Annotated in this window: 11 protein-coding genes; 7 read left to right on the plus strand and 4 right to left on the minus strand. The window is 62.9% G+C overall.

Annotated elements, in window-relative coordinates; translation table 11 throughout:
- Nucleotides 1-11 precede the first annotated feature (11 nt).
- The 4 genes from KUV41_RS05645 to map form a co-directional block, all read right to left on the minus strand.
- Nucleotides 12-350: an arsenate reductase gene (locus KUV41_RS05645; protein WP_206940329.1), complete on the minus strand. Its 339-nt coding sequence runs from the start codon at nucleotides 348-350 to the stop codon at nucleotides 12-14.
- A gap of 39 nt (nucleotides 351-389) precedes the next feature.
- Nucleotides 390-1,586 carry a succinyldiaminopimelate transaminase gene (gene dapC, locus KUV41_RS05650; RefSeq protein ID WP_222237047.1) on the minus strand — a complete coding sequence of 399 codons (1,197 nt, stop codon included), beginning with the start codon at nucleotides 1,584-1,586 and terminating at the stop codon, nucleotides 390-392.
- 114 nt (nucleotides 1,587-1,700) lie between these two features.
- Nucleotides 1,701-4,376, minus strand: coding sequence for a [protein-PII] uridylyltransferase (locus KUV41_RS05655; protein ID WP_222484884.1), 2,676 nt, complete (start codon nucleotides 4,374-4,376; stop codon nucleotides 1,701-1,703).
- A gap of 6 nt (nucleotides 4,377-4,382) precedes the next feature.
- Nucleotides 4,383-5,174 (minus strand): type I methionyl aminopeptidase, encoded by a 792-nt coding sequence (gene map, locus KUV41_RS05660; RefSeq protein ID WP_206940323.1) that lies wholly within the window; start codon nucleotides 5,172-5,174, stop codon nucleotides 4,383-4,385.
- A 422-nt stretch (nucleotides 5,175-5,596) separates the two neighbouring features.
- Between map and rpsB the strand changes: the two genes are divergently transcribed.
- From rpsB to ispC, 7 genes are all read left to right on the plus strand, one after another.
- Complete coding sequence (gene rpsB / locus KUV41_RS05665; RefSeq protein ID WP_206940321.1) at nucleotides 5,597-6,340, plus strand: 30S ribosomal protein S2; 744 nt, start codon at nucleotides 5,597-5,599, stop codon at nucleotides 6,338-6,340.
- A 149-nt stretch (nucleotides 6,341-6,489) separates the two neighbouring features.
- Nucleotides 6,490-7,359, plus strand: a complete 870-nt coding sequence (gene tsf / locus KUV41_RS05670) for a translation elongation factor Ts (RefSeq protein ID WP_206940319.1) — start codon at nucleotides 6,490-6,492, stop codon at nucleotides 7,357-7,359.
- 156 nt (nucleotides 7,360-7,515) lie between these two features.
- Nucleotides 7,516-8,283 carry a UMP kinase gene (pyrH, locus tag KUV41_RS05675; protein WP_222484894.1) on the plus strand — a complete coding sequence of 256 codons (768 nt, stop codon included), beginning with the start codon at nucleotides 7,516-7,518 and terminating at the stop codon, nucleotides 8,281-8,283.
- A gap of 4 nt (nucleotides 8,284-8,287) precedes the next feature.
- Nucleotides 8,288-8,845, plus strand: coding sequence for a ribosome recycling factor (gene frr, locus KUV41_RS05680; protein ID WP_206940317.1), 558 nt, complete (start codon nucleotides 8,288-8,290; stop codon nucleotides 8,843-8,845).
- A gap of 194 nt (nucleotides 8,846-9,039) precedes the next feature.
- The gene (gene uppS / locus KUV41_RS05685) at nucleotides 9,040-9,810 is read left to right on the plus strand and encodes a polyprenyl diphosphate synthase (protein WP_261395973.1); all 771 of its coding nucleotides are present in this window, start codon (nucleotides 9,040-9,042) and stop codon (nucleotides 9,808-9,810) included.
- Complete coding sequence (locus tag KUV41_RS05690; protein WP_206940315.1) at nucleotides 9,803-10,609, plus strand: phosphatidate cytidylyltransferase; 807 nt, start codon at nucleotides 9,803-9,805, stop codon at nucleotides 10,607-10,609. Before uppS ends, KUV41_RS05690 begins: the two co-directional genes overlap by 8 nt.
- Entirely contained in the window at nucleotides 10,606-11,817 is a 1,212-nt protein-coding gene (gene ispC / locus KUV41_RS05695; protein WP_222483381.1) for a 1-deoxy-D-xylulose-5-phosphate reductoisomerase, read from the plus strand. The genes KUV41_RS05690 and ispC overlap by 4 nt, the downstream gene beginning before the upstream one ends.
- Nucleotides 11,818-11,876 lie beyond the last annotated feature (59 nt).

The following is an 11,876-nucleotide window of genomic DNA, read 5'->3' on the forward strand; positions in this document are numbered from 1 at the left end:
TTCAATCGGGGTTAGAGAGCGTCGTAATCGCCGTCGCGATAGCCGACCAGGATGTCATCGCCCTTGTCGAGCAGCGGGCGTTTGATCAGTGTCGGGTTGGCCAGCATCAGCTCGCGGGCCTTGTTGGCGTCGACGTCCTGCTTGTCGTCGTCGGGCAGCTGGCGCCAGGTAGTGCTGCGGGTATTGAGCAGCGTCTTGACGGCAACCGACTCGAGAAAGTGTTCGAGCAGGGCGGCAGAGACACCGTCAGCGCGCAGATCATGCACCTGGTAGGGGTGTCCGCTTGCGTCCAGTGCCTTTTGCGCCTTGCGGCAGGTGTCGCAGTTCTTGATCACATAGAGCGTCAGCATGGCCTGTCCTCGAAGTGGGGCGTCGTGGTGGCAGCGACGTCAGCCGCTGGCCAGCAGGTGTCGAATGCGTTCTGCTGCCTCGCAGGTGGCGGTAAGCTCATCGACCAGAGCCAGGCGCAGGCGCCCACTGCCGGGATTGCTGCCATCGGCACCGATCCGGCCCATATAGCTGCCGGGTAGCACGCTGACATGCGCTTCAGCATACAGGCGCCGGGTCAGTGCCTCATCGTCACCGTCGGGCACTGCTGGCCACAGATAAAAGCTGGCTTCCGGAGTAGGAAAGTCGACCACCGACGAGAGAATCTCCGTGACTGCCGCGAACTTGGCGCGATAGGCGTCGCGATTGTCGCGCACGTGGGTTTCGTCGGCCCAGGCGGCGATGGACGCATGCTGAATCGGCAGGGCCATGGCGCAGCCGTGGTAGGTGCGATAGCGACGGAAGCGAGCGATCAGATCGGCATCGCCGGCAACGAAACCCGAACGCAGTCCCGGCAAGTTCGAGCGCTTCGACAGGGAGTGGAAGACCAGGCAACGTTGATAGTCGTGGCGCCCCATGGCGGCGGCAGCTTCGAGCAGGCCCGGAGGTGGCGCCTGTTCGTCCAGGTACAGCTCCGAGTAGCACTCGTCCGAGGCGATGATGAAATCGTGTTCGTCGGCCAGGCGGATCAGCTGCTGAAAATCCTCGAGGGGCGTTACGGCGCCGGTGGGGTTGCCCGGTGAGCAGATGAACACCATTTGAACGTCGCGCCAGGTGTCGGCATCGATGGCGGACAGGTCTGGCCGGAAGCCGTTGTCAGCACGGCAGTCCAGATAGAGCGGCTGGCCGCCGGCCAGCAAGGTGGCGCCTTCATAGATCTGGTAGAACGGGTTGGGCACCACCACACGCGCCGGACGTGAGCGGTCCAGGCAGGCCTGGACGAAGGCGAAGATGGCTTCCCGCGTGCCATTGACCGGTAATACCTGGCGCTCGGCATCCAGGCCTTGCAGAGCAAAGCGGCGGCTGGCCCAGGCGGCGATGGCCTGGCGCAATGGTGGCAGACCAGCGATCGCAGGGTAGCGCGCGAACTCCCCCTGATGGCGCACCAGGGCGTCCAGTGCCGCCTGGTAGGGCGGATGCTGGGGTTCGCCAATGGTCAGCGGCCTGTGGCTTAGGTGCGCCGGTGGCGTCAGGTCGGCCTTAAGCGCCGCCAGGCGCTCGAAGGGATACGGTTGCAAGGCATCGAGATCAGGGTTCATGAGGTCCTGGCGCGCCCTTGGGGCGTCGTTGTCATCGCGGGAATGGGGCTGTCGGCGATTATAGGGAAGCGTCGGGCCCGCCTCAAATGCACGGGCGCCGACGGCTTCCCGTCGTTACACGCTGAGCACTTCGATCAGTCGCTCGCGCAGCGCCTGCTGGCGCTGCGGGTCGGTGATCGGGAGGCCGGTGCGGTCGGTGACGTAAAACACGTCTTCGACGCGCTCGCCCAGGGTCGCGATCTTGGCCGCCGACAGTGTGATGCCTTGCTCCATGAAGATGCTGCCGACCCGGGCCAGCAGGCCTGGACGGTCAGGGGCGGTAAGCTCCAGCAAGGTGCGTTCGCCGTTGGGGTCCTGTTCAATGGAGACCTGGGTGGCGACCTTGAAATGCTTGAGCTGGCGCGGTGTATGGCGTGTCACGATGGTGGGGTAGTCGTCCGGATCATCCAGTTCCTCGACCAGATGGCGGCGAATCTCCTCCAGGCGCACGGCGTCGCGAATCGGCTGGTCGTGATCGTCGAGTACGATGAAGGTATTCAGCGTCCAATCATTGAGCGAGGTGGCGATGCGGGCGTCGTGGATCGACAGACCAAGCTGCTCCATTGCCGCTGCGGTGGCGGCGAATAGGTCATCCACGGAGCGGGTATGGATGAACACCTTGGTGCCGCCCTCGGGCATGTCGTCGGTGGGGGCATTGATCAGGATCAGCGGCATGTCGCTGCCGGCGTGGTCGAGCATGCCCTGGGTCTGCCAGACCACTTCGCTCGGCGCGTACTGCAGAAAGAAGTCTTCTCCCAGAGAGCGCCACAGGGCATCTACCCGCGCCATGTCGGCGCCGATGGTCGCCAGTAGCGAGTGCGCCTCCTCGCGGGTCTCGCGCACCCAGTCGTCACGCTCCAGCGGGTTCTCGAGTCCGCGACGCAAGGCGCGCCGTGTTTCGGCGTGCAGTTGGCGCATCAGCGACGCGCGCCAGCCATTCCACAGCGTCGGATTGGTGGCGGTGATATCGGCGACGGTGAGAATGTACAGGTAGTCCAGGCGCGTCTCATCGACCACCGTGGCGGCGAAGTCACGTATCACTTCGGGGTCGGTGATGTCCCGCTTCTGGGCAACCATCGACATCAGCAGGTGATGCTCCACCAGCCAGCTGACCAGGCGGGTGTCGCGCTGGCTGAGTCCGTGTCGCTCAGCGAAGACCTCGACCTCGCGCGCTCCGATCAGCGAATGGTCACCGCCGCGGCCCTTGCCGATGTCGTGGAACAGTCCGGCAATCCACAGGATGTCCATCTTGGGCACCTGGTGGATCAGGGTGGCCGCGACGGGAAATTCCTTCTTGGACTCCGGCTTGCGAAATCCATGCAGGCATTTCAGCAGGCGCAGAGTGTGGGCATCTACCGTGTAGATGTGGAACAGGTCGTGCTGCATCAGGCCGACCGCCTGGCCAAAGGCCGGCAGATACTTGCCCAGCACGCCATAGCGGTTCATGCGACGGAGCTGGCGTGCGACATTGCCGGAAGAGCGCAACAGCGCCATGAACAGCGCCTGGTGGCGAGGGTCATCGCGGTAGCGATCGTCCATCAGGTGTCGATGGTCGCGGATCAGGCGAATGGTATCGGCGCGCACGCCCTCAATTTCAGGATGTTCTGCCATCAGGTAGAACAGCTCGAGCAGGGCCGAGGGTTGGTCCCGAAACAGGGTGCGCGAGCGTACCTGGATGTAGCCACCGGCGACTTCAAAGCGCTCGTTGAGCGGGGTGACCGCAATCGGCTCGTCGGGGCGCAGGATCTGCTCGTCGAAGTGCTGCAGCAGCATGTCATTGAGCCCAGCCAGGGCGGTGACATGACGGTAATAGCGCTTCATGAACTGCTCTACCGCCAGACGCTCAGGGTTGTCGCGATAGCCAAACAGCTCGGCGATGGTGTTCTGATGGTCAAACAGCAGGCGATCTTCGGCGCGCCCGGTGAGCATGTGCAGGGCGTAGCGAACCTGCCACAGGAACGCCTGGCCCTGGCTCAGGATGCGGTGTTCGGCGTCATTCATGAAGCCTTTGGCCACCACATCCTCGTAGGACTCGGTATCGAAATGGCGCTTGGCGACCCAGCCGATCATCTGGATATCGCGAAGCCCACCGGGTGAGCTCTTGATGTTCGGTTCCAGATGATACTCGGAGTTGTTGAAACGATAGTGGCGGGCGATCTGTTCCTGCCACTTGGCTTCGAAGAAGCGATCCGCCGGCCACATGTGCTCCGCCGCCAGCCGCTCACGCATGGCCTGGCGCAGCGCCTCCCGCCCTGCAATGGTGCGAGATTCCAGCAGGTTGGTGATGACGGTGACGTCGGCTTCGGCCTCGCGCGCGCAGTCGTTGAGCGAGCGCACGCTATGGCCGATTTCCAGGCCGATGTCCCACAGAAAGGTGATAAACGAGGTCAACGCTTCCCGATAAGGGGTGTCGTCATCGTCTTTCAGCAGGAACATCAGGTCGATATCGGAATGCGGATGCAGTTCGCCGCGGCCGTAGCCGCCCACGGCGAGCAGGGCAACCCCGTCGTCCAGTCCCGTCTGGCGTGACCAGGCCAGGGCTAGCAGCTGGTCGAGGCACCAGGCCCGCCCGCGTACCAGATCACGGATGTCTGCGCCTCCCAGGAAACGCTCATCGAGTCGGGCCTGAATCTCCTTTAGCGCCCCCTTGAATGGAGCGATGGGAGAACGTTGGCCGTCGAGCTGGCGAGCAAAGTCGTCGACGTCGAACAGCTCGAATTCTGGTGCGAAGCGGTAGTGGTGCAGCAGCATGGGCTCTCAGCGCTCGAGGAAGGACAGGTCTTCATCCGAGCGAGCGGTCAGCACCTCGACCCCGGTCTCGGTCACCAGCAGGGTGTGCTCCCACTGGGCAGTCAGTCCCTTGTCCTTGGTGACCGCCGTCCAGCCATCGCGCAGCACCTTGGTGCGATGGTCGCCGACGTTGATCATTGGCTCGATGGTAAAGCACATGCCGGCCGCCAGTTCGATGTCGGCTTCCGGGGCGTAGCCATCGTAGTGCAGTACCTGGGGATCCTCATGGAAGCCGGCGCCGATGCCGTGGCCGCAGAAGTCCCGAACGACGGAGTAGCCGTTGGCCTGGGCATGGCTTTCAATGGCGCGGGCGAGCTCGGACAGCCGCACCCCGGGGCGTACCAGCGCCATGCTGCGGTACAGGCACTCCTGGGTGACGCGACACAGGCGCTCGCCCTGAATGGTGTCGCCGATGATGAACATGACGCTGGAGTCGCCGTGATAGCCATCGGCAGTCTTCACGGTGATGTCCATGTTCATGATGTCGCCCTTCTTCAGCTTCTTGCTGTCGTCGGGGATGCCGTGGCAGACCACATGGTTGATCGAGGTGCAGATGGACTTGGGAAAGCCATGATAGTTGAGCGGGGCAGGGGTCGAGCCGAGCTCATTGACGATGTAGTCGTGGCACAGCTTGTCCAGGTGGCCGGTGCTGACACCAGCGACGACGTGAGGGGTGATCATCTCCAGCACGCTGGCCGCCTGGCGGCCGGCTTCGCGCATTTTTTCGATTTCGTCGGGCGTCTTGATGGGTACGTTCATGGAATCTCGATCTGTGTGGGGTCGCCATGGGGCAGGAGGCTGCGGCTGACACAGCGCAGAATGGCCGTATGCGGGTGTCGATGCGGCGGCGTCGAGCGCGCGAGACGCTGGGCGACTTCAATTCGAAAGTCATCCATGGTATAAAGCTGCGCGCTTTCCTGCAATCGCCGTTCCCTGCATGGGTGTGTCGATCACGGAGCGGGTGAGATAAGGAAGGGTTACGATCCTTCGCTCCCTGCCTGCGACGCCCTCGCCAGGCGGCGCGTTACGGGAAGGCGGCAAACAGAAGAGGCTTTCACAGTGGAAGCCTCGAGCCTTGAAAACACACATGCACCGACACATGGTCCCGGGTGCCTGAGGGAAACCTCTGGTCGGATCCATGGGGTGCATGGAGGCCTAACCCGATTTTTCAGGAGTCATCCATGGCACACGTCAATATGCGTGACCTGCTCAAGGCAGGCGCACACTTCGGTCACCAGACACGTTACTGGAACCCGAAGATGGGCAAGTTCATCTTCGGCGCTCGTAACAAGATTCACATCATCAACCTCGAGCATACCCTTCCGGCGCTCAACGAGGCGATCGATGTGGTCGAGAAGATGGCCTCTGCCAACAACAAGATCATGTTCGTCGGTACCAAGCGTAGCGCGAGCAAGATCATCAAGGAAGAAGCCAACCGCGTTGGTCAGCCGTTCGTCAACCACCGCTGGCTCGGCGGCATGCTGACGAACTACAAGACCATTCGTCAGTCCATCAAGCGTCTGCGCGAACTCGAGACCATGCACGAAGATGGTACTTTCGAGAAGCTGACCAAGAAAGAAGTCCTGATGGCGACTCGCGAGCAAGAGAAGCTCGAGCGCTCCATCGGCGGTATCAAGGAAATGGGCGGCCTGCCGGACGCACTTTTCGTGATCGACGTCGACCACGAGCGTATCGCTATCAACGAAGCGAACAAGCTGGGCATCCCGGTCATCGGCGTGGTTGACACCAACTCCGATCCGGACGGCGTCGACTACGTGATCCCGGGCAACGATGACTCCATCCGCGCCATCCAGATCTACGTCAAGGCCATCGCCGATGCCTGCGGTCGTGCAAAGGAAGGTCGCCCCGATGAGTTCGTCGAAGTGACCGACAGCGAAGGCGATGCCGCCGCTGCTGCCGAGTAAGCTTCGGCCCGCCTGGGCCAGCTGATCGCGCAAGCGATCCACGCCGGACAGGCGCAAAGGGGGCCGAGGCCCCCTTTTCTCTACTCTGGCCCGCGGTCAAGCCGAGGGCCTCTCCGACACCCAGGTCGAACCATTTAGAGGTGAATACCATGGCAGCTATCAGCGCCTCCCAGGTCAAGGAACTGCGCGAGCGTACCGGGCTCGGCATGATGGAGTGCAAGAAGGCACTCACCGAAGCCGGCGGTGACATCGAGCAGGCCATTGAGGATCTGCGCAAGAACTCTGGTCTCAAGGCCGCCAAGAAAGCGGGTCGTACCGCTGCTGAAGGCGTTGTCGTGACTCGCGTGTCCGAGGACGGCAGCTACGGCGTGATGGTCGAGATCAACTCCGAGACCGACTTCGTTGCTCGTGACGACAACTTCAAGGCGTTTGCCGACAAGGTGGCGGATACCTTCTTCGCTGCCAAGAGCGAAGACGTCGCCGCTGTGACCGCTGGCGAGCTGGAAACTGCTCGTGAGCAGCTGGTCCAGAAAATCGGCGAGAACATCGGCGTGCGTCGCGCTGTGGTCGTCGATGCGGCTGACGGCAACCTGGTGGGTGCCTATGTGCACGGTGGCCGCATCGGCGTGCTGACCGAGCTCAAGGGTGGCACTCAGGAAGCCGCCAAGGACGTGTCCATGCACGTGGCTGCGATCAACCCGGCCGTTGCTCGTCCTGAGAACATGCCTCAGGAAGCGCTCGACCAGGAAAAGGCCATCATCCTGGCGCAGCCGGATATGGCGGGCAAGCCCGAGCAGATCGCCGAGAAGATGGTGCAGGGCCGCCTGAAGAAGTACCTGGCCGAGAACAGCCTGACCGAGCAGCCCTTCGTCAAGGATCCGAACCAGAGCGTAGCCGAGTTCGTCAAGGCCGCCGGTGGTGAAGTGATCGGCTTCACTCGCTTCGAAGTGGGCGAGGGCATCGAGAAGGAAGAGGTCGACTTCGCCAAGGAAGTCATGGAACAGGCCAAGCGTAGCTAAAGGGATGTGTTTCCCGAGGCCCAAGGTTCCATACTGTGCTAGCACAGTGTAAAGATGGCGTGCGCGAAAGCGCACGCCTTCGTGTATGCGTCAGCGGTGAGCGTACGGCCTGACCGACCGTCACTCGACCCATCCAGTCCCCAGTGGAGAAATGCCATGAGTAGCGCCGATTCTTCCCCCCAGTCCAAGCTCGACAAGCCCCGTGCCGATGTGTCGAAGTACAAGCGCATCCTGCTGAAGCTGTCAGGCGAGGCGTTGACCGGGGATGCCGAGTTCGGGATCGATCCCAAGGTGCTTGATCGCATGGCCCTCGAGATTGGGCAGCTGGTAGGCATCGGCGTCCAGGTAGGCATCGTGATCGGCGGTGGCAACCTGTTCCGTGGTTCCGCCCTGCATGAAGCCGGTATGGAGCGTGTCACCGGTGACCACATGGGCATGCTGGCGACGGTGATGAACGCCCTGGCCATGCGCGATGCGCTTGAGCGTTCCAACATCCGCTCGCGGGTCATGTCGGCGATTCCCATGAGTGGGGTAGTGGAGCATTACGACCGACGCACGGCGATTCGTTACCTGACGTCCGGCGATGTCGTGCTGTTCTCCGCCGGTACCGGTAACCCGTTCTTTACCACCGATTCCGCTGCGTGTCTGCGCGGCATCGAGATCGATGCCGACGTGGTGGTCAAGGCAACCAAGGTAGATGGTGTCTACGACAAGGATCCGGTCAAGTTCGACGATGCCGTCAAGTATGACCAACTGTCCTATGACGACGCCCTCGAACAGAAGCTCGGGGTGATGGATTTGACCGCGATTTGTCTGGTGCGTGACCATGACATGCCGGTTCGGGTCTTCAACATGAACAAGCCTGGCGCCCTGCTCAATCTGGTAGTGGGTGGCAAGGAAGGCACGCTGATCGACAGAGGGTGAGATCGTGATCAACGACATCAAGAAAGACACAGAAACGAGAATGCAGAAGACCATCGAGTCGCTGCATCATAACCTGAACAAGATTCGCACCGGCCGCGCGCATCCCAGTATTCTGGATGCCGTCCAGGTCGAATACTACGGCTCCATGATGCCGCTGAACCAGGTGGCGTCGGTCAACGTCGAGGACGCCCGCACGCTGACCGTCGTGCCCTGGGAGCAAAGCATGGTGCCCAAGGTCGAGAAGGCGATCATGACCTCTGACCTCGGCCTCAATCCGGCGTCTGCCGGCAACGTGATCCGCGTGCCGATGCCGATGCTCACCGAGGAAACGCGCAAGGGCTACATCAAGCAGGCGCGTCAGGAAGCGGAGAACGCGCGGGTCGCGATCCGCAACGTCCGTCGTGATGCCAATAATGACATCAAGGCGCTGCTCAAGGACAAGGAAATTTCCGAGGACGAAGAGCGTCAGGGCGAGGATGAGGTGCAGAAGATCACCGATCGCTTCATCGCCGAAATCGACAAGACCTTGGCGGCCAAGGAAGAAGACCTGATGCAGGTCTGATCCGGCGCTGCTCCGGGGCTGCCGCGACGGCAGGCCCGGGGTGCCGCTGCACTGGGCGTGCGCTATCGTGTTGCATGTGACCAGTGGCCGAGGTTGCTTTGTCGGCCATCGCCTTGGCCGATGGCCGACAAATGAACCGATTGTCTTGCTGCCAGGATGCGGTGAGGCTGGATTCAAACGTCATGCGAGACCCCATGAAGTCAACGCCGTCTCCCGAACTTCGCCCGCTGCCGCCCTTTGCGAGTCTGCCTCGTCATGTGGCCGTGATCATGGATGGCAACAACCGTTGGGCCAAGGCGCGCGGTTTATCCGGTGTGCGCGGGCATCACGCGGGTGTCGAAGCCGTGAGAGCGGTGATTCGTCGTGCCGCCGAGAGACGTATCGAGACGCTGACGCTGTTTGCTTTCTCCAGTGAGAACTGGAAACGTCCCGCCGCTGAAGTGAACGCGCTGATGGAACTGTTCCTGATGGCGCTCAAGCGCGAGGTCAAGAAGCTCCACGAGCACGATATCCGTCTGTCGGTGATCGGTGATACCTCGGGGTTCTCGTCGGCGATCCAGAAGCGGATTGAAGATGCCGAGCGGTTGACGCAGGGCAATCAGGGATTGCGCCTGGTCATCGCCGCCAACTATGGCGGTCAGTGGGACATCGCCAGCGGCGCGCGGCGGCTGGCCGAGCGCGTCGCGCGGGGTGAGCTCGAGGCGGATGCCATCGACGAAGGCACCCTGGCACAGGAGCTGTGCTTGAGTGACGCGGCGCCAGTCGATCTGTGCATTCGTACCAGCGGCGAGCGCCGTATCTCCAACTTCCTGCTGTGGCAACTGGCCTATGCGGAGCTGTACTTCACGCCCGTGCTCTGGCCCGACTACGATGGCGAGGCCTTCGACGACGCACTGGAGGACTTCTGCCAGCGCAAGCGCCGCTTCGGCATGACTGACGAACAGCTAGAGGCCCAGGGTGCTTAGACAGCGAATCATTACGGCGGTCTGGCTGGCGCCGTTGGCGCTGGCAGGCTTGTTTGGACTGGAAGGGGGCGCCTTCGCGCTGTTCACCGGCGCCATCGTGGTGCTGGCGGGCTGGGAGTGGGCCAACCTGGCAGGCCTGGATCGGGGAGTGAGGCGTTGGCTAGCCCCGGCGGCGCTGGCCGGGGTCATGCTGGTGATGTGGCTAACCGGTCAGTCTCACGCCCTGTGGCCCTTGGTGATAGGCGCCGTTGGCTGGTCGATCAATCTGTGGTGGGTGCTGGGGCATCCTGAGCGCACGCCGCAGTGGTCGTCGACCTGCATGCGCCTGGCCATGGGCGGCTGGGTTTTGCTGCCCACCTGGGTCGGCTTCAACCTGCTGCGGGAGAGCGGCGCCGCCTGGCTACTGTTCGTGCTGCTGCTGGTGTGGGGAGCCGATATCGGTGCTTACTTCGTTGGTCGCGCCTTTGGCCGTCGCAAGCTGGCGCCCAGCGTCAGCCCAGGCAAGTCCTGGGAAGGCGTATACGGTGGCATGGCCGTCACTGCCTGTCTGGCGGTGGTGTTTGCCCTGTGGCAGGCGCTATCGCTGTCCGCTGCCATCACGCTGGTGCTGCTGACACTGGCCGTGACCCTGATCTCGGTGCTGGGGGATCTGCTCGAGAGCATGCTCAAGCGCCATCGCGGGATCAAGGACTCGAGTGCCCTGTTGCCCGGGCATGGCGGCGTGCTTGATCGCATCGACAGCCTGACGGCTGCGATTCCCGTCTTCGCACTTTTCTTTACCTGGCTGGTGGCGTCATGACAGATCCTAAGCGCTCTGACGCACAGGCAGTAAAGGGGGTGACTGTGCTGGGAGCCACCGGCTCTATCGGCACCAGTACCCTCGACGTCATCGCCCGGCATCCCGACCGCTATCGCGTCCACGCCCTGACGGCACACCGGTCCCGCGAGGCGCTGCTGGAACAGTGCCTGTCTCACCATCCCGAGGTGGCCGTGCTGGGCGGTGCAGCCGATGCCGACTGGCTGGCACTGAAGCTCCGGGAGTCTGGCCTTGCCACCGAGGTACGCCACGGTGATCAGGCATTGGCGGAGGTCGCCAGTGCGCCGGAAGCCGAGGTGGTCATGGCGGCCATCGTGGGCGCCGCCGGACTGTTGCCGACGCTGGCTGCGGTGCGGGCGGGCAAGCGCGTGCTGCTGGCCAACAAGGAAGCGTTGGTCATGTCGGGGGCGCTGTTCATGCAGGCCGTCGAGGAGAGCGGCGCGGCGCTGTTGCCGATCGATTCCGAGCACAATGCCATTTTTCAGTGTCTGCCCGGTGAACACCGTGGAGGGTTGGCGCAGCATGGGGTCACCCAGCTGCTGCTGACCGCTTCGGGCGGTCCCTTTCGCGGTTACTCCTCCGAGCAGCTGGCCCAGGTCACCCCCGACCAGGCCTGTGCGCATCCCAACTGGTCGATGGGCCGCAAGATTTCCGTAGACAGTGCCACCCTGATGAACAAGGGGCTCGAGCTGATCGAGGCCTGCTGGCTGTTCGATGCTCGGCCCGAGCAGATTCAGGTGGTGGTACACCCGCAGAGCGTGATTCATTCCATGGCGGCTTACAGCGATGGGTCGGTGCTGGCACAGCTTGGCAACCCGGATATGCGCACGCCCATCGCCTACGGCTTGGCGTGGCCCGAGCGGATCGATGCCGGTGTGCAGTCGCTGGATCTGTTCGCGGTGGCTCGTCTGGACTTCGAGCCGGCCGACGAAACGGCGTTTCCCTGCCTGCGTCTGGCTCGCGAGGCGATGGCGGAAGGGGGACTGCAGCCTGCCGTACTCAACGCCGCCAACGAAATCGCGGTGGAGGCCTTCCTGGATCGGCGCCTGAGCTTCAATGCCATTGCTGCGCTGGTACAGGACGTCAGGGAGGGCCACTTTGATGGCCGCGCCGATGATCTGGAGGCGGTGCTGGCCGCCGACCGCCAGGCCCGGCGTCATGCGCTGGCCTGGCTGGAGGCACGCCGCTGATGCGTTGTTTAGTGGAACCTTTCTCATTCTCTGCTGCCGGAACAACGACGGCGCTGGCG

The sequence above is a fragment of the Halomonas sp. DP8Y7-1 genome (genome assembly GCF_019801685.1).
Taxonomy (GTDB): domain Bacteria; phylum Pseudomonadota; class Gammaproteobacteria; order Pseudomonadales; family Halomonadaceae; genus Halomonas; species Halomonas litopenaei_A.

Bases quoted from the DNA above. Each gene is read 5' to 3' on its own strand.
- tsf (WP_206940319.1), top strand. From the start codon at position 6,490: ATGGCAGCTATCAGCGCCTCCCAGGTCAAGGAACTGCGCGAGCGTACC.
- KUV41_RS05645 (WP_206940329.1), bottom strand. From the start codon at position 350: ATGCTGACGCTCTATGTGATCAAGAACTGCGACACCTGCCGCAAGGCG.
- map (WP_206940323.1), bottom strand. From the start codon at position 5,174: ATGAACGTACCCATCAAGACGCCCGACGAAATCGAAAAAATGCGCGAA.
- ispC (WP_222483381.1), top strand. From the start codon at position 10,606: ATGACAGATCCTAAGCGCTCTGACGCACAGGCAGTAAAGGGGGTGACT.
- pyrH (WP_222484894.1), top strand. From the start codon at position 7,516: ATGAGTAGCGCCGATTCTTCCCCCCAGTCCAAGCTCGACAAGCCCCGT.
- uppS (WP_261395973.1), top strand. From the start codon at position 9,040: ATGAAGTCAACGCCGTCTCCCGAACTTCGCCCGCTGCCGCCCTTTGCG.
- KUV41_RS05655 (WP_222484884.1), bottom strand. From the start codon at position 4,376: ATGCTGCTGCACCACTACCGCTTCGCACCAGAATTCGAGCTGTTCGAC.
- dapC (WP_222237047.1), bottom strand. From the start codon at position 1,586: ATGAACCCTGATCTCGATGCCTTGCAACCGTATCCCTTCGAGCGCCTG.
- rpsB (WP_206940321.1), top strand. From the start codon at position 5,597: ATGGCACACGTCAATATGCGTGACCTGCTCAAGGCAGGCGCACACTTC.